The organism is Pedobacter frigoris, from assembly GCF_032678645.1.
In the GTDB taxonomy this organism is placed as follows: Bacteria; Bacteroidota; Bacteroidia; order Sphingobacteriales; family Sphingobacteriaceae; genus Pedobacter; species Pedobacter frigoris_A.
Genome location: NZ_JAVTSP010000001.1, coordinates 666,086 through 684,283 on the forward strand (window position 1 = coordinate 666,086; position 18,198 = coordinate 684,283).

The 18,198-nt window shown below is 39.2% G+C and carries 17 protein-coding genes and 1 tRNA gene; 8 read left to right on the plus strand and 10 right to left on the minus strand.

The annotated features are described in order from the left end of the window. Positions 1-7: 7 nt before the first annotated feature. Positions 8-1,588 (minus strand): M1 family metallopeptidase, encoded by a 1,581-nt coding sequence (locus tag R2Q78_RS02870; RefSeq protein WP_316788698.1) that lies wholly within the window; start codon positions 1,586-1,588, stop codon positions 8-10. A gap of 147 nt (positions 1,589-1,735) precedes the next feature. Here R2Q78_RS02870 and R2Q78_RS02875 point away from each other — a divergent pair, with 147 nt between their 5' ends. Both R2Q78_RS02875 and R2Q78_RS02880 read left to right on the plus strand, forming a co-directional pair. Further along, positions 1,736-2,263, plus strand: a complete 528-nt coding sequence (locus R2Q78_RS02875) for a superoxide dismutase family protein (protein WP_316788699.1) — start codon at positions 1,736-1,738, stop codon at positions 2,261-2,263. A gap of 50 nt (positions 2,264-2,313) precedes the next feature. After that, a complete protein-coding gene (locus R2Q78_RS02880) occupies positions 2,314-2,772 on the plus strand; it encodes a PA2169 family four-helix-bundle protein (protein ID WP_316788700.1) in 459 nt (152 codons plus the stop codon). Positions 2,773-2,810: 38 nt separating this feature from the next. Here the strand turns inward: R2Q78_RS02880 and R2Q78_RS02885 are convergent, their stop codons facing one another. Continuing rightward, positions 2,811-3,011, minus strand: coding sequence for a KTSC domain-containing protein (locus tag R2Q78_RS02885; RefSeq protein WP_316788702.1), 201 nt, complete (start codon positions 3,009-3,011; stop codon positions 2,811-2,813). A gap of 134 nt (positions 3,012-3,145) precedes the next feature. On the opposite strand from R2Q78_RS02885, the gene R2Q78_RS02890 reads away from it, so the two are divergent. Continuing rightward, positions 3,146-3,772 carry a hypothetical protein gene (locus tag R2Q78_RS02890; RefSeq protein ID WP_316788704.1) on the plus strand — a complete coding sequence of 209 codons (627 nt, stop codon included), beginning with the start codon at positions 3,146-3,148 and terminating at the stop codon, positions 3,770-3,772. Positions 3,773-3,788: 16 nt separating this feature from the next. Further along, positions 3,789-4,025 carry a hypothetical protein gene (locus R2Q78_RS02895; protein ID WP_316788706.1) on the plus strand — a complete coding sequence of 79 codons (237 nt, stop codon included), beginning with the start codon at positions 3,789-3,791 and terminating at the stop codon, positions 4,023-4,025. A gap of 15 nt (positions 4,026-4,040) precedes the next feature. Here the strand turns inward: R2Q78_RS02895 and R2Q78_RS02900 are convergent, their stop codons facing one another. The 4 genes from R2Q78_RS02900 to R2Q78_RS02915 form a co-directional block, all read right to left on the minus strand. Further along, positions 4,041-4,568: an RNA polymerase sigma factor gene (locus R2Q78_RS02900; protein ID WP_316788708.1), complete on the minus strand. Its 528-nt coding sequence runs from the start codon at positions 4,566-4,568 to the stop codon at positions 4,041-4,043. A gap of 147 nt (positions 4,569-4,715) precedes the next feature. Continuing rightward, complete coding sequence (locus tag R2Q78_RS02905; RefSeq protein ID WP_316789990.1) at positions 4,716-6,059, minus strand: deoxyguanosinetriphosphate triphosphohydrolase; 1,344 nt, start codon at positions 6,057-6,059, stop codon at positions 4,716-4,718. Positions 6,060-6,095: 36 nt separating this feature from the next. Then, positions 6,096-8,609, minus strand: a complete 2,514-nt coding sequence (locus tag R2Q78_RS02910) for a DUF5686 family protein (RefSeq protein ID WP_410478475.1) — start codon at positions 8,607-8,609, stop codon at positions 6,096-6,098. Between the two features lie 556 nt (positions 8,610-9,165). Next, positions 9,166-9,765, minus strand: a complete 600-nt coding sequence (locus tag R2Q78_RS02915) for a phosphatase PAP2 family protein (RefSeq protein WP_316788712.1) — start codon at positions 9,763-9,765, stop codon at positions 9,166-9,168. A 137-nt stretch (positions 9,766-9,902) separates the two neighbouring features. Between R2Q78_RS02915 and R2Q78_RS02920 the strand changes: the two genes are divergently transcribed. Next, entirely contained in the window at positions 9,903-10,946 is a 1,044-nt protein-coding gene (locus tag R2Q78_RS02920) for a hypothetical protein (protein ID WP_410478476.1), read from the plus strand. Positions 10,947-10,957: 11 nt separating this feature from the next. Here the strand turns inward: R2Q78_RS02920 and R2Q78_RS02925 are convergent, their stop codons facing one another. Then, a complete protein-coding gene (locus R2Q78_RS02925; RefSeq protein WP_316788716.1) occupies positions 10,958-13,429 on the minus strand; it encodes a PAS domain S-box protein in 2,472 nt (823 codons plus the stop codon). A 191-nt stretch (positions 13,430-13,620) separates the two neighbouring features. Between R2Q78_RS02925 and R2Q78_RS02930 the strand changes: the two genes are divergently transcribed. Beyond that, the gene (locus R2Q78_RS02930) at positions 13,621-14,037 is read left to right on the plus strand and encodes a hypothetical protein (RefSeq protein WP_316788717.1); all 417 of its coding nucleotides are present in this window, start codon (positions 13,621-13,623) and stop codon (positions 14,035-14,037) included. 48 nt (positions 14,038-14,085) lie between these two features. Here R2Q78_RS02930 and R2Q78_RS02935 read toward each other — a convergent pair. Further along, a tRNA-Leu gene (locus tag R2Q78_RS02935) sits at positions 14,086-14,169 on the minus strand. Between the two features lie 88 nt (positions 14,170-14,257). Between R2Q78_RS02935 and R2Q78_RS02940 the strand changes: the two genes are divergently transcribed. After that, positions 14,258-15,178, plus strand: a complete 921-nt coding sequence (locus tag R2Q78_RS02940) for an endonuclease/exonuclease/phosphatase family protein (protein ID WP_316788719.1) — start codon at positions 14,258-14,260, stop codon at positions 15,176-15,178. Between the two features lie 9 nt (positions 15,179-15,187). Here the strand turns inward: R2Q78_RS02940 and R2Q78_RS02945 are convergent, their stop codons facing one another. Next, the gene (locus R2Q78_RS02945; protein ID WP_316788721.1) at positions 15,188-16,531 is read right to left on the minus strand and encodes a hypothetical protein; all 1,344 of its coding nucleotides are present in this window, start codon (positions 16,529-16,531) and stop codon (positions 15,188-15,190) included. 9 nt (positions 16,532-16,540) lie between these two features. Continuing rightward, a complete protein-coding gene (locus R2Q78_RS02950) occupies positions 16,541-16,984 on the minus strand; it encodes a hypothetical protein (protein WP_316788723.1) in 444 nt (147 codons plus the stop codon). A gap of 134 nt (positions 16,985-17,118) precedes the next feature. Here R2Q78_RS02950 and R2Q78_RS02955 point away from each other — a divergent pair, with 134 nt between their 5' ends. Further along, positions 17,119-18,198 carry an ionic transporter y4hA gene (locus R2Q78_RS02955; protein ID WP_316788725.1) on the plus strand — a complete coding sequence of 360 codons (1,080 nt, stop codon included), beginning with the start codon at positions 17,119-17,121 and terminating at the stop codon, positions 18,196-18,198.

An 18,198-nucleotide genomic window follows, 5' to 3' on the forward strand; every position in this document is an offset into this window, starting at 1 on the left:
CAATGGGTTACTTAAACTGTCCCTCTTGCTTCAACAAGTCAAAATACTTAGTTAAGTCTACACCTATGGATTCTTCGAATGCAGCTTTCAGATCTTCAGGTTGAGGATGTTTATTTTTCCACTTACTGAAATAAAGTTTAAAAGCTTTGTCCATCTTTTCTCTTCCTGCCTGACTTTCCAGTATGTAAAGCCACAGTGCTGTTTTCACATAGGATATGATACCATATTCGTCTGATGACGCAAACTTATCTGCAGGAATTTCGATAGCAGATTGCATAGGGATATTACCCATTGCATTGTACAAGCTATTTAAAAAATCCTTTTCAGGAAGGGCTTTGATTTCTGCAGGAATGTGATCACCGAATATCGAATTTGCCCTGTATTTACCTGCTTCATACCTGAATTGAAAATAAGTATTCAGGCCTTCATCAAGCCAGGTATGCATGCGCTCATTGCTGCCCAGCATACTCATGAACCAGTTGTGCCCTACTTCGTGAGCAATTACTCCATCAAGAGATTCTTTCTTCGCATCCGGACTCGTAATCAATGTAATGGTCGGGTATTCCATACCACCGCTTGAATTATTCTCCGGTCCTTCCACAACCTGTACCACAGGATATTCGTAATCGCCGATCCAGCCACTGTACTTTTTTACCGCATCTTTGGTATAGTCAATGCTGTTTACCCACAGGCTTCCTTTTTTATTATGATAATAAGTAAATGCATCGATTACCTTTCCGGATTCAAGTTTCACTGTATCATACTGAATTACGAAATCCTTATCTGCAAACCAGGCGAAATCCGGTACATTGGAGATCTTGTAAGTTAGCTTCTTAGTTCCGCTTTTAGCTTTCGGTACGTAAACCGCCGGTTTTCCATCTCTGTTAGCTACGTTTTTGGCACCCAAGCTTTTATACGCTGCAAGTTCATCTGTGTTTTGCAATACACCTGTAGCTCCTACGACATAATTGTTGGGCACGGTAATATTTACGTTAAAAGAGGCATAGTCGCTGTAGAATTCCCCCATGTCCAGATAAGGGAACTCGTGCCATCCACTTTTGTCGAAAACGGCTGGTTTAGGATACCACTGACATACCATAAACTCTCCATCGGCAAATCCGGATCTGGAGAAGTAAGAAGGAAGTTTCACTTTAAAATCAGTAGTTATTTTAACTGAATCACCTGGTTTCAAAGGGGAATTTAGTTTTACCTTGATGATGTCTATGTACTGCGGGTTTGAGTGTGGTTCTGTTACCGCAACGGCTCCATTTACCTTAAAATTTAGGCCTTCAATGCTTCCGTAACTGTAATTTTTCAGCTTTTTAACCCTGGATGTATCATTTCTTATTTGTTGAAACAGTGCTGTTGATTCCTGTTTGTATGCATTTGGCCAAATATGAAACCAAATAAAATCAAGCGTGCTTGGAGAGTTATTTTTGTAAACTATCGTCTCAAATCCTTTTAATGATTTCTCCTGATCATTCAAGGTAACGTCAATATCGTAACTGACGCTCTGCTGCCAGTAATTCTCTTGTGCAAAAACAGCTGTGCTAAAGCATAAAAATAAAATCGCAAGGTATTTCTTCATAATTCTAGTAAAAGTTTCAATAATACAAACTACTGTAATAGAAAACAAACGAACTAAATGCAGTTATCATATATGTTTATATTTTCTATCTCCAAACCAAACAGATTTGCTTTTGTTGTATGATGTAAATCATTAATTATAAACGACATGAAGAAATTTTCAATTTTAACACTAATTTTTATTTCAGCTATTCTGTCTTCCTGCACAAGCAATAATGACAAAGAAATAGCACATTCAAAACTTGCAACCACCGCAGACGGAAAAGAAATCGGATCGGCCAAATTCTTTCTTTTGAACGATGGTAAGATAAAAATGGATCTTGAAATAAATTATCCGGAAAGAGCCGACAGTACCGTTGCAGTGCATTTCCATGAACATGGAGATTGTGGAAATATGGGAGAAAATACACATGGCCACTGGAATCCTACCAAAGAAGCTCATGGAAAATGGGGATCTGCAGCATACCACTCTGGTGATATAGGAAACATCCAGTTAGATGCTAAAGGCCATGGAACGATAACTGTGACTACAGACAGATGGAGTGTGCAGGAAAATGACATTAAAAACATCATCGGACGGGGAATCATTGTACATGGAGGAACTGATGATTACACTACCCAGCCTACCGGAAATTCCGGGCCAAGGGTTGGCTGTGGGGTAATCGTGAAAAATTAAAACATATCTGAATACCGCTTGTTGACTTAATACATCAAAACCTTTAAAAAATGGAAAACAGTAATGTAAACACCGAAATCCTCAATGATCTTATTGAAATCAATAATGACAGAGTTGCAGGATATGAGAAAGCAATTGAAGAGCTACATGTAGAAGACAGCGATCTTAAATCGTTGTTTGTAGAGATGATCAGACAAAGCCACAGGCATAAGTCGGCGTTAACTGGAGAAGTACAGGTTCTTGGAGAAAAAGCTGAAACAGGAACTACTACATCTGGGAAAATTTATAGGGCCTGGATGGATGTAAAAGCAATTTTTACAGGTCATGATAGAGAAACCGTTTTAAACAACTGCGAATTTGGTGAGGATGCAGCGCAAAAAGCGTATAAAATGGCTTTGGAGACAGAAGGATTATCAGCGAATCTGAAATCGCTCATTACAGAGCAAAAAATTGAACTGAGAGCATCTCACGATCAGATTAAAGCGCTGCGCGATGCTGTAGCGAAGTAAAATAACACATGAGGCTGTCTGCATCTTTTCAGATGGCCTCATGTACTAGAGCTCTCAAACTCATAAACTCCTTTTATATAGTTATTCAGGTATCTGCCCTTTGATCTTGCTGCTCTTAGCGCAAGATAAACACCCTGCGGAACTTCTTTGTAATAGTATACCTTGCCCGACTGGAACACTACACTCAGTATCCTATTTTCAGCATCATATTCAATACGGTCTATTACACTTGATGGCATAATTGTAATTTAAATACATAACACTGGAAATCAACAACTGGTTTAGTTATATTTATAACAAACCTTTGATGTGCAAATTATTTGCAACCAAATGGATTTTAAATTGTTATTATATCAGCATTAATCATACAACAATGAAACGATTATCAGCAATAGGGATTATTCTAGTTGCGCTATGCATCTTATTAGATTCATGCAGCAGTACTAAGTTGGTTTCATCATGGACAGCCAAAGATGTGACCATACCACAAAGCAGTAAAGTGCTGGTTATAGCACTAATGGGCAACAAAGACAGGAAATTAAGGGAAAACGTTGAAAATTCTATAGTTGAGAACTTAAAGACCCATGGAGTATCGGCCGGTTCAGCACTGGCGGAATACGGGCCGAAAGATTTTGATGGCTTAGATGAGAAAGTAGCAGTTCAGAAAATTAAAGAGAAAGGATATGACGGGGCATTTACCATAGCTTTACTGGATAAAACTAAAAGTAAAAGCTATGTACCCGGAGGATTTGGCATCATGCCGTATCCATATGGATTTTGGGGCTATTACAGACCTATGTATGCGAGAGTATACGAGCCCGGTTATTACCAGGTAACAAACAAGTTTATGCTGGAAGCGAATTTCTTCAACCTGGTCGGAGATAAATTAGTGTATTCTGCACAGACAAAAACGATCAATCCGGATAGTCCGCAATCCCTCGCATCTGAATTTAGTAAAACATTATTTGAAGATATGGTGAAGAAGGGGGTTATAAAATAGTGAGGAGGAAAATCCCATGAAAGCATTTCCAATTAATTTCAAGATGGGGAATATAGATTTAGATGCGATCGTCACGTCATCTGAGGATAATCATAAATTTAAGGTAGAGATGGTGACCGGAGAGCCTGATCCAATCATTTTAAGGCGTGAGAAAACAGGGTCATGGAACATAGAAAATAACGGCGGCAGAAGGATATCTTCTGCCTGCTTTGAGGATATAGGAAAAGCTATTGATGAACACCTTAAGCTTTAAATAAACAGAGCCACCTTAACGTGACTCTGCTGAAAATTCTGCTGTATACATCTTGAGATTCTTTTTAAGTAGTCCCCTTGCCATATGAATTCTGGTTTTTACGGTGCCTATAGGAATATTTAGTTCCTCAGCAATCTCATGGTATTTAAATCCTTCAAAATATTTTATAAACGGAGTCAGGTATTCCGGCTGAAGTTTATTCATTGCATTATGAATATCTTCCATCATAAATTTGTTCTCACCAGAATTCCCTGTAGCACCATTGAGTAACTGAGCTGTAGGAATTTCTTCATGGGTGGTCATTAGCGACCTCGTTTTTAGTGTTCTCCTGTAACCATTGATGAAGGTGTTTTTCATGATGGTATACAACCATCCCTTAAAATTGGTTCCTTCTTGAAATTTCCGTGAATAACGCATTGCTTTTAGCATGGTATCCTGAACTAAATCATTTGCATCCTCATAATCGTGAGTAAACTTAAAAGCGAATGACTCCAGAGCATTTTGATTTGTAATTAGGTGGCGATTAAAATCAATTGTGTTCATAGCTGAGATGTTTTAGGATTTGAGTTAACTTCAATTCATATTTGAGTAATTTTAGGAATAACCAATCCTCAAAACCCATACCAAACACCATGTAAACAACTGGCTGTCAACAGAACAAATAAAAAAAGAGGTTTATTAAGCCTATTTTTAGCTAATCGATGGAAATGAAATTCCTTTGATTTTTCTAAAAAGCTCTACTGCGTAAATATCTGTCATTCCCGAGACGAAATCTAACACACACTGTATCCTTGTGTAGACACCTTTGTTTTCAGTAAGAAATTGTTTTGGAATCAGTTCCACAAGTTTCTTATGATATTTAGAGTCATTGTGCAAATAGGCAGGAATAAATTCTTCCAGCAATCCCGCCATGACCTTATAACCAGCAACTTCTATTTGGACTACAGATGAATAATTATAAATCTTTTGTATAGATATCCGCTCGATTTCTTTCATTACAGATAAAAATGGCTCATCGATCTGGTCCATTAAACTTTTATTAAAATCGCCACTTAGTATAGACTCCTGCTCGTTATAAAACACATTTGAGCACTGCCCTATTAAAGTACTGATAGATTTTGCGCGCATTAATGTAATCTTTGCATCATCATCTTCTATGCCTGATAAACGTGCCTTCATGTTGTCATCATTGCACAGCGGAAGCAAAAGAGTTTCTACTTCTTTGTAGGTAAGGATCTTTAGCCGATGCGCATCTTCCAGATCAATAATGTTATAGCAAATATCGTCTGCAGCTTCCACAAGATATACCAGTGGATGTCTTTTATAAATAAGCGGCGAGTCCTGTACTTTGATCAAGCCCATTTCTGAAGCAATCTTTACAAACCCGCTTTCCTCAGACTGGAAAAAGCCGTACTTTTTGGTGAAAATATTTTGTTTGTTATGTCCGGCGAGTGAAGAACATGGATATTTTGCGATTGCCGCTAAGGTAGCATAAGTAAGCGCAAAGCCCCCTGTCCCCTTACCTGCAAAGGGATGGGTAAGAATTCTTAAAGCATTGGCATTTCCTTCAAAGTGAATCAGGTCTTCCCATTGATCAGCACTAACCTGCGATTTATAAGCTTTCCCATCTCCATTTGTAAAGTAATAGGAAATGGCAGACTCACCGGAATGTCCAAAAGCTGGATTTCCAAGGTCATGTGCCAGACAGGCTGAGGCTATGATATTGCCTACTTCGCAAAGAAGCGGACAAGTCTCATCTACATCAGCATCCAATGCCTTGATCTTATTATAGAAAATGGTACCTAACGACCGTCCTACACTTGCAACCTCTAAACTATGTGTCAATCTGTTGTGCACAAATACACTTCCAGGCAATGGAAATACCTGTGTTTTATTCTGCAACCTCCGAAAGGGTGAAGAAAAAATAATTCTATCGTAATCGCGCTGAAATTCAGACCTGGCTTCCTTTTGATTTCCTATAAACCGATCTTCGTTTCCCCAACGTTTAGACGACAATAGTTTTTCCCAATTCATCATATTTACTTATAAAAATAAGCACGAAAATAGGGTTTAAAAATCAAACTTTACCCTGGCACGAATTCCCCAATTGGTTACCAATGGATTATCCAGATAAGTGAAACGCTTAACTACGTCTACGCGCAAGACTTTGAAAATATTGCCAACACCAACGCTTCCTTCAAGATAAGGTTCTTTATTCAAAGCATTGGTGATAGAAACGCCGTCCTGGTTTTTCACAAAACGCATGGCAGACTGATTGGTTACCGGGTTGTTTTCATCACGTAATCCACCGTAGAGTGCCTTAAACGACAATACTTCCCTTAGTTTCAATTCTTTTAACAATGGTACTTTGTTAAAGAAAAACCCATTGAAATTATGATCAATATTGATGCTTGCATAGTGGTCACTTACAAACTCCAGAAAGTTCATCAGGTTATATGAATTTAACTGGTAGGCATAGGTCTGGTTGGCTCTATGTATCGACAAAAGTGGAAAAGGAACTTTGCCTATAATATAGGCTCCCTCCAGCGTCAGGTCTGTATATCCTAATTGAGAAAGGTACAAACGCTTGTCAATGCTTCCCATAAAATTATGATAGTTATACTCGCCGCCCAGTAAACCTTTAATACCTGCTGTATACCTCAGGTTAAAAGTCGGGTATTTATCTACTATTGGTGTGCGGTATACCTTTCCCTGGTAAAACTTCTCGTGTGGTGCGTACCTGAGCTGTAGGCTTACTTCAGAAGTATTGATGTTATTGATTCTGTTTGTAAAGCTACTTTCTGAGTTCGTGAAATATAATGAACCTGCAGGACTCTGATTCCATTTACGTAAGCCGAGGCTATAGGAGAAATGATTTTCAAATTCGCGGACATAGTCTACTCTATAAAAGTCGTTATAGAGCATCATGTTATTTTCGCCTCTTTTAAAGGAAAGCAGAAAATTATCTTCCTGAACAAATTGTAATTCCTGACCCGGGATTTTTGTGTCCCTTTGAAAACTTGCACTAATATAGTTCTGTGGAAAGGCATATATTGATTTGTTATTCAATGAATAAGTACCTTTTATAAAATACTTCCATTTCTGATCTTCAAATCCATAAGCGGCGTAGGTTTCAAAAAAGTACCTTTTGCTTAAAGCTGTTGTTGTACGACCACCCACACGTAACCTAAAACCTTCAACACCATTAAAACTATAGAAAGTATTAACCGGTCCCATTTCAAATGGCCCAAAATCCTTATATCCGGCAAAAAACAGGGTTACAATATCCATCGTCCTTTTGAAGGAAGGTATAGTCTGCAATGTATCCAGGTTACTGTAGATCTTTGCATTTGCTGCACTCAATGCTACAGGTCTGTTCATCTTCCAGAATTGCTCTGATTGTTTATTGGCATCCGGGGCGACAACAAGCTGTGTTGCTTTATCAATAGTATCAGGCAATGGCGTATTTATCTTATAATCTTTAAAAGAAACAAGTCGCTCACCGGTAAATCCGGCTCCGCTTTTCTTACTCAACCCAAAATCTACTATCAGATTGCTTTTGCTAAGATGATAGCGTTTATCTGCATTTTGTTCAAAATCAAGATCTGCTTCAAGTGCCCTTACGAAGTTCAGGTTGATGTTTTTATTTACCGTTAAAAATGCTTTTTGAATGGCATAATTCCCATCCATAGTCACATATAATTTACCTTGAAACAATAAATCTGTGGTATTGCGGGGCATAAACGACAGCTCTATCAGATTTGGCTGCTGGGTCTTGATCGTGTCCGAAATATAGAATCTGTAGAAGGTTGGAGCACCATCAGCAATAGGACTCAACAATTGATTGCTGACTACCGAAATATTGTTATCGTAGATATCTATATCCTGGTACATCCTGTCAAAATAAGTGCTCAATCCCTGGTTATCAATAAAACGTTCGTCAAAATTGACACGCTTATTGGCCAAAACAACTGTTTTAGTTTTCTCCGGGCTTTTAGTGTAGTAATTATCTGAAAGCTTCTCCTCCTGAAATACAGGTAACAGATTTCTTCCACCTATTTTAGTTGAATCCTGTTGCTGAAAAAGAAATTGGTAATTTTTAAAAACACGCTTGCCCTTGAACTTATCTGAAAGGTTACTCATTGAAAAAAGCATACGTTCATATTTCTGGTAGGAAACATAATCATATTGTTCTATCCTGTTTTTGGACTTGTTTTCAATTACTTTACGGATCAGTTCAACTGCCGGATTTTCTTTATTGCGGTATTTCTGTTTCTTGCCAGCCGTAATAACAACCTCGTTCATTTGGGTAGATTCGGATTGAAGCTGTACATTAATCACTTGAGAAACTCCGGGCTTAATATTCTTAATCTGAGTCTTATATCCCACATAGCTGAACTTTAGCGTTGTTTGCCCATTGGCAATAGCGACTGTATATTTACCATCCGCATCAGTTTGTCCACCTTTGGTCGTCCCCCCTATTAAAAATGAAACATAAGGCAGGCCTTCTTTTGTAGAAGCGTCCGTTACGACACCACTAACAACGATTTGTTGAGCGTTTGCTTTTATTGCCCCAAACGACATTAAAGCAAATACGAGCAAGATACTATAACCTATTTTCTCGGTAGAACTAAACAATTTATCCACGTGTCGATTAAAATTAATTCAATGTTATAAAGCTTAAATGAATAAGCCCGACAAAGTTAATACTCAACATTTGAATTTTATAGTAAAAAAGTCAGGACATAGCTTTCACACAAATGTTATGACATCTATATGAAGATTGTCTGCTTTTCCACCTGATTATCATACCTGCAATGGCCAGAAATACCGATTCAGGCAACTCACTTATTTTTCATTAATAATCGGCAATAATTGGATTTTGATGTATCTGAATAATGACAAAGCTTCAATTGTTGTTTTTTTGTTAAATTTTAACAAAAGAAGTTAGTGTATTTTGTACACTATACAATAATCACTAAATTTGTTGCGTTAGTATTACCAAATACCTCAACAGTCAATTCTTGGCAAAATATTTGGTAATAAAGAGTAACCCGTTCATACAGGTTTATATTTGGTTAGAAAAGGGATGTGTCTGGATGGAACAGCCCTTTCTTTTTTTAAAAGAAATCCGATGAATTTAATCAGGCCTCATGAAACGAAATGAAAATGCAGTACCTGTCCCCAATATAGCTCCTGCGGCTACATCCGTAGGATAGTGAACTCCTAAATACAGTCTTGAATAACTCACAGAGCCTGCCCACAAGTAAGCCGGTGCAATTACATACCATTTTGGATAAGCCTGAGATAAAGCAGTTGCAGTAGTAAAAGATGTAGAAGTGTGCCCCGATGGGAAAGAATAATGTGTAGGATGATACACCGCGTTGATCTTCACATTCGCTAAGAAAGGCCTGGGTCTTTTTACGATTTTTTTGACCAGCATGGTCACCAATGTATTTACTGCGGAACTGCTGGCAACATACAAAGCATTCTGTCGCATCTCCTTGTTATCTCCTATTACGCCAGCGGCCAGCAAACCTGCGGGTACACCAATATTGACCCAGTCATTATGATTAGATAGAAAAAGAAAAAAACCTGTTTTCTCCGGGGTTCTTTTCTTCGACAAATCAATAAGTATCTGATCGTCAAATCGCTGCAATCCACTCTGTGAATAGCTATTGATCGGCACCAGTATAAACAGACTGAATTGCATTAACATTAAAAATCTTAGTCTTTTCATAAGCCAGTTAAATATATCAAATGCTTAACGTTAATTTGGATATCGAGTATTATTTTTTTGCAAAACAGAGCCTATGATGAGAAATAAAGAACTGTTCTTTATTTATAAAATCGCATTTTAGAGCTAAATTAGTGATGATGGAATCAGATGATATAAAAATATCCCGCAAGAAACCGATATTTCCGGTATCTTCTGCCTTGCAGAAATATTTAAAGACTTACCAAAGGGATTCTAAACTTCCGATCACATATAACGATCTGCTGATGTTTACCGAATCTTATCCTATAATGGATAAGTATGGAAAAGATTCGCTTTGGGAAGCTCCAATATATGCCGCCGGACAACTAAACGAGTTACATAATGGACTCAAGATCATTTACGCCAATCTGAAAGCCTCTGGCAACCTACGTATTGTTCAGCATAAATACATTGACAGAATTGAGTACTGCACCTTTGGCAATACCAATCCTTTTCGCATTCGGATAGTCAACAGATTAAATGATGTTTACGATTATTTTTACGTTAAGAAAGCTGATGCTTCCAGAATTTACGGCTTAGAACTTGAAGAAATCTTATCTCCAAACCAGGTAAATTATCTTGTTGACAGGGAGACATTAATTGAAGAACATATCGCAGGCATCCCGGGTGATGTTTTTTCTAAACTCTATCTGCACAATCCCGAATACAATCCAACCAGGATCGCTAAGGAATTTGTTAAGTTTAATGAACGGTGCCTTGTGATGTTGCTTGGTGACATGAGAGCCTACAATTTTGTAGTACAGATTACTCCCGACTTTGACGATATACAATTCAGAATTCGGGCGATTGATTTTGATCAGCAGTTTTATGAGGGCAATATAAAAGTATATCTGCCCCAATTCTTCAAGGAAAATTTCCCATATGTAAAGATGTGTATGGATCAGCTTACTGACAAAACATATCTTCAATATCAACAGGAAGAGAAATCATCATTGCTGCATAGAGTACGCAGCGAACGTCATCGACTGACAGACCTACGCGATGTTTCTAATCAAGATGTGCTTACCACAGCAGAGAATATTGAAAATCTGAAACAGGGCATGAAGGCCTATTTTAATGATGACATGTATCTTAATTGTAAGACGATGACGGATATCATTGAATTGAATATAAAAAATATAATCAGGCAGGTGAAACTGTAATTTTTCTTGAATTAGAGTGGCAACGTGAACCAAAATGTACTCCCCTTACCTTCTTCGCTATCCACTCCAATCTTTCCATCATGACGTTCAATAATGTCTGCACTGATATAAAGACCTAAACCAAGTCCTGAAACCTGAAAACCAGATACATCTGCTCTAAAATAGCGGTCAAACAAATGCGGAAGTTTATCTTTTGGAATTCCCGGCCCATTATCTTTAACGGAAACCCTGGCTGCATTTCCAAGCTTTTCTACTACCAGGTATATTTTTCTTGAATTTGGTGCATATTTCACTGCATTATTGACAAAATTGACCACTACCTGATCAATACGCTGCTCATCAGCAAAAACTTCCAGGTTCCTGTCGCCCTCAAAAACAAGTTCATGATCTCCTCCTGCACGAACATGGTTACAACAGTCATCAAGCATTTCTGACAACCGAAAAGTTTTTTTATTAAGCCCTACCTGTCCCTGATTCATACGGCTTACATTAAGCAGATCCTCAACCAGTTCACTAATCTTGTTCATACTTTTTGTAGCCTGCCCAATGAGTTTAGTCGTCATCGGTGTTGTTCCTTTGTCTTTCATGCGGTCCAGCAATTGCAAAGAAGCTTTTAAACTGGTTATCGGAGTTTTCAGTTCATGGCTCGCTATCGAAATAAAATCGTCTTTCTGTTGTTGCAGGCGTTTAAACTCAGTGATGTCCAGCACGGTACCTAATATACGTTTGCGTTGTCCCTGATCATCAAAATAAACATTACCCTGCACACGTATCCAATGCAGCGAATTGTCTGGATAAATGAGTCGTGCTTCATAAAACAATTTACCGGTTTTGGCAGCAATTTTATGTCCCTCGGCACTCAAATTCCGGTCCGACTCATGATACCTGGAAAGCAACTCGTCTCTGGTTACACTATGGTCAAATCCAAAAATCTGATTGAAACGATCTGACGTCAGTATCTTATCTTCTATATAATTATAGTCAAAAGTTCCCATTTCAGCAGCCTCTACAGCAAGCCTGATGCGCTCTTCTATATCCTCGATATTTCTACGTGCCAATACTTTATCTGTCACATCTATCCCTACCACCATAATCGCCGTTACTATGCCATTAAGGTCTTTTACAGGCTCGTATACAAAATCAATAAATAACATTTCCGGAATGCCATTCCTGACCAGCATAACCTCATGTTCATCGGCCACAAAAGCAATTCCGGATCGGATCACCTCGTACATTACCGGCGCATAACTTTCGGAAGCTTCTGGAACGGCATCCCATATGGTGCGATTTTCTAGTTCATCACGCCTTCTGCCCACGAGCTCCAGATAATCGTCGTTTACATCCAAAATCATCAGGTCCTCAGCTCCTATTACACATATGGCGAAAGGAGCCTGCCGGATCAAACTCTTAAATCTTTGTTCACTGAGCTGTAGTTCCTCATTTGAATGAGAGATATCTTCGTTTGTTGTGGTCAGCTCTTCATTCGCCGCAGCCATTTCTTCGTTGATGATTGCCAGATCTTCGGAAAGTCTTTCCATTTCCATTTCCTGGCGCTTGCGCTCAGTAATGTCTATACAGGAACTGATATAACCTGCAAAGCGACCATCATTATGAAACCTCGGCGGTCCTTTTGCCAGCAACCAACGGTAATCTCCATTTTTACTTAAAATTCTAAACTCTCCTTCAAAGGGAATCCTTTGCCTAAAAGCCCCAATATAATTCTCCAGCCAGCTCTCTTTTTCCTCGGGATGAATAAGATCAGCCCAGCCAAATTCCAGCAACTCTTCCATAGGCCTGCCAGTTAGTTCAACCCAGGCATGATTAAAATAAACAGCATGGCTGCTTTCATCTGCCACCGCAATCATGATATCAGTTGCTTCAGCCATTATACGAAACCGTTCTTCACTCTCTTCTATCCTTTTCATAGCAATGAAGTCTGCGGTTTTTGCAATCACTAACTGCCTGTTCGTTTCCTTTAGCTCCTTTAATGAGTTTACCTTTTCAGTAGTTTCTGTACAAATGACAAGTACCCCCCCTATTTTACCATCTTCATCACGGATGGGACTGTATGAAAAATTGAAATAACAATCTTCAGAATAGCCATTTCGATCCATTGGAACCATAAAATCCGGAAAACTTACCGGGTGACCAGCCATTACATCCTCAAACATGGGACCTATGGTATCCCATATCTCCTCATAGGTTTCAGATGCACTTATCCCCATGGCGCGCGGATGCTTATTTTTCCCTAAGATCGGACGAAATGCATCGTTATACAATTGCACATATTGCTTTCCCCAACAAATTAAAACGGGAGACAGCGTAGAAAGCATCGTTCCTGTCAGCATTTTAAGACAGGGTGACCAGGAATCCGGGATCCCCAGAGGAGTAACTGACCAGTCGATATTTCTAATCAACTCTCCAGATTCCCCTCCACCATACATAAAAGCCGGGAATACTTTGTTTTGGTCGTTCAATGACATCACAAATAAATATGTTTAAAGATGACAAAAAAAACATTAACAGAAAAACGAATAACGTCAAGAAATATCATCGTTTACTGCACCTAAGTGCTCGCTATGGGGTTGAGTTCGTGAATGGTTTATTAAGAATATTGTAAGTAACTTAGTATCAACTAAATTATAACCAAATATTCACCACTAAACCAAACGTTATGAACAAAATCTTAATTGCCGGCATTGCTGGCGGAGTCGTCTTCTTCTTCCTGGGCTGGCTGGTCTATGGCATTATCATGATGGACTTTATGTCTGCAAATGCCGGGCCTGCAGCATCGATGCAAAAACAAGTACCAGATATGTTCCATCTTGTGATAGCAAATCTGGCCTGGGGATTTCTATATGCTATCGTTCTTGGAAAATGGAGTTCCGGACTTAGCATTGCTCAGGGGACGATGCGCGGAGCTTTACTCGCGCTTATGGTTGCCCTATTTATTGACTTAACAATGTATGCAACCACAACCATGTTTACTATGGAATGCATGTTAGCAGATATTGTAGCAATGACTGTAATTGGTGCAATTGGAGGCGCAGCGGTAACCTGGGTGTTGGGAATGAAAAAAAGCGGGGCTTAGTAAATTAAAAAGGGACAAACAACAGCAATCTGTGTTCGTCCCTTTTTGTGCCCGAAGAGAGACTCGAACTCTCAAGGATCTTACTCCAACGGCTTCTGAGACCGCAACGTTTACCAATTTCGCCATCCGGGCAATGGATTTTTATTCGGAATGCAAACATAAAAAATTTTAACGAGCTATATTCTATTAATTGTTAATTTTGGATTGAAAAGATAAAATCATGAATAAAAGGATATACATTGCCCTCCTTACTGTAATGCTCTCAATTGGCTCTTTACAAGCACAAACGCTTAGAGTTGCCACTTACAACATTCGTCTGGATGCAGGTAGCGATGTAAAACAAGGTGATGGATGGAAACAACGTTACATACCGCTCACTCAATTGATTAAATTTCATGATTTTGATATTTTCGGTTCGCAGGAAGTTCTTCACAACCAACTTGAAGATATGCTCGGACAACTACCTAACTACACTTATACGGGCGTTGGAAGAGAAGATGGTGCTCAAAAAGGCGAATACTCACCCATATTTTATAAGAAAGACAAATTCACGCTCCTAAAAACCGGCACTTTCTGGCTTTCTGAAAATACCACATCGCCCAATAAGGGCTGGGATGCTGTACTGCCAAGAATTTGCACATGGGGTTTGTTTCAGGATAAGAAATCAAAAAAGAAATTCATGTTTTTCAATACCCATTTCGATCATATCGGTGTTATAGCACGACAAGAAAGTGCAAAACTCATCATGAAAAAAATCAATGAAATAGGTAGCACTAAGATTCCTGCTATCCTGACAGGAGATTTTAACGTAGATCAAAATAGCGATAGCTATGCGGTAATTAACAATTCAGGACTACTAAAAGATGCTTTTCAATTGGCAAAATCACCTTACATTATGAATGGTACGTTCAACAACTTTAAAGCGAATTCAATTACCAGCAGCCGAATCGACCATATCTTCCTAACTAAACAATTCAAAGTAAGCAGATATGGGGTATTGACTGATACTTATCGTGTGCTCGATAATACTCAGGAGGCTTTTAACCCGGCTACTGCTCCTGGTGAAATAAAACTGCAAAATTCAACTGCAAGAACACCTTCTGATCATTACCCGGTATTCGTTACTATTGAGTTCCAATAAAAGTGTTTCTTATTCTATATTGATCGTTACCGCAGCAGCGAAAATCCTTCTGGGATCTCCAAACAAGGCCATGCTCTCTGCCATAGTACCAATGTTTGGAAGCAATTTTTTATTATGGATCATCTTATCATTGTAGAAGACCTGAACAGGTTTATCAAAATTAATTCGATCTACATAGAGTTTAACAGTTCCTTTTACCTCAGCCTTCACATTGGATGAATTTACGTGGTAAACGTTGCCGTCCTTAAAGACATTAAACCTCCGTTCGCCCGTTTGCGACAAACCATCCAAACGTAAATAACCAAATCCCTTTCGATAGGTACAGGGAACATTGGGCTCGCCTCCATAAATGCTGTCACATTGAGCGTAGTAAACTGCACTCAAAGTATCCGGATAAGCTTTTCTTGTGAATTGTTTTAACCAGGGTGCAGTTTTAAAGTAATCAATACCATGTCCGCGGCCCTTTTGTATTTCCACAGTATGAATAAATTGTCCTGGATTTTTAGATGCAGCGCTGTCTAAACGAGCTTTCCAGTCCTTTGCATTAGTTGACCTGCCATAAGCATTGTCATTCTCCCCTACTTCAATTCGAAAGGCTGTATTTCTTAAATTTTCTACCGGCTCCTGATTTACCCACACCGGACCAGCCATAGGTCCTGCTGCCGCGAAATAGTCAGCAAGAAAAATGCCCATTCTAAAGCTTCCATATCCGCCTTCGGAAATTCCTAATATATAAGCCTTATCTGGATTTACATCCCCCGACAAGACACTGAGTTGCCAGGCTCTGATCCATGCAGCTATAGACGCCCTGTGATACCACCTTCCTCTCCTGTCGTCAGGCATCCTGGGTATAAAGTATAAGCTGGGGCCATCAGCATACCTCGCGCCCAGCGTCTTTGCAGCTTTCCATTCAGAATTATTCATCGCTGATGTCCATGGGCCCGGTTCTTTTGGATAACATCCGCCCCCATGCAAATTGATAAAGAGCGGATAGCCCTCAGCAGGACGATTCCCTTTTTTTAAAATGGCAAACAGCATTTTCTTTTGATCAGGGAGATCCCAAACCATAGAATCTTGCTTACTGTCTTCCGCTATTGTTTTCCAGGTAGCCAGTCGTTGCTGATTGGCTTGTTTCCATAGCGTCCAGATTGTTTCCCTAAATCTTGGAATATCGGTTTCTGCTACTGATTTTTTGTAGTGTTGTGGCTGAGGATTGATTAGGTTCTCCTGTTCCAGTGTCGATGAAAAATACTTTACAAACTCCTCCTGATCAGGAATATAGGTTGCATTTTTTGAAGTATTACAAGATATAAAAACAACCAGCGGCAGGAGCAGAAACAACCTTGACTTCATATTAAGAGATTAAGGTTTAATTCCGCTCTTCAGACCTTCAATCCCAGTCACTACTTCTTCCTGATCTTTCTTACCTTTTTTCTTTTTCTTCTTATTCTTATCACCATTCAGCCATTCTTCCTGCAGCTTCTCAAATTCAGGAAGTTGCTCTCCTTTTAGAATGGTTTTAATATTATCATTTGTCTGATTTTGAAACCTATAGAATTTACTGATATCTTCTTCCTTAGAAGTGCCAGCCTGCTGTTTCTTTACCAGATCAAGCTGTTGTTTATACATTTCAAAAGTATAATTGTAGATGATGCTTTTTTGAGTCGAACTTAACTTTAGCCTTTCTGCCATCTCATCTACATTTTTTACTGTAAGCTCCTGTGCGGTCGGCATTTTTTGCTGAGCATTCGCAATGGCACTAATCCCGAATAATAAAAATGCGACTAAAATATATGTCTTTTTCATGATTGAATATACTAATAGCGCAATTTAGATATTATCCGTCTATCACACAACTATTAAGTGATCTGAATAAAAGACGTGTGAAAACCCTCAAAAAATATTATATTGATGGGATTGACAACTTACTATTTATTTATATGCAGAAACTATCACTTCCCATTTGGACTATCGCCGCTCCCATCCTTGCCTGGATTGCTTATTTTGGGCTCTCTCTTAATTTTGGAGATTATTACAAATTTATACTGGGCGCAGGTCTGATAGGTAGTGTATTAGCCGCAGTACATCATGCTGAAACTGTAGCACACCGTGTTGGCGAACCTTTTGGTACGCTTATTCTCGCATTGGCCATCACGATTATAGAAGTCGCATTAATTGTTTCTATCATGCTGTCCGGAGGTCCGGAAACCGCCGTACTCGCCCGGGATACTGTATTTGCCGCTGTGATGATTATTTTGACCGGGATCACCGGAATATGCCTCTTTGTCGGCGGCATAAAATTCAGAGAACAAACTTTTCGACTTAAAGGTGTAAGCGCCGCACTCATTACCCTGACTGCCATCCTGGTACTCACATTGGTACTTCCAAACTATACCACAAGTGAAGCCGGGCCTTCATATAGCAATGTTCAGCTTGGTTTTGTGGCTGTTATTTCGTTAGTCCTTTATGGAACATTTGTATTGGTGCAAACTTTCAGACACAGAGATTATTTCCTTCCCAAAGAAACTGATGGTAATGAAGAGGTCCATGCAGACCCGCCGAGCAAACAAACGGCAATCGTCAGTATGGTCATACTTTTGCTCTGCTTAGCTATTGTGGTAATTCTGGCAAAATCACTCGCCAAAGATATTGAAATTGCGGTACTCAATGCCGGAGCTCCGGAATCCCTCGTAGGCGTAATTATTGCTGCAGTAGTACTGCTTCCGGAAGGTATGGCTGCCTATCGGGCAGCGCGTAAAAACCGCTTACAAACCAGCCTCAATCTTGCTTTAGGTTCTGCGCTGGCAAGCATCGGACTAACCATTCCTGCGGTAGCAGCAGTATCTATGATCACAGGCCTTACCATTACACTGGGAATTGACACCAAATCAACAGTACTTCTCCTGCTGTCATTATTTACAGTAACCTTATCACTGGCTAACGGCAAGACCAATATCCTTCAGGGAATTGTATTGCTCGTCATATTTGCGGTATATCTGTTTACGATTATCGCTCCTTAG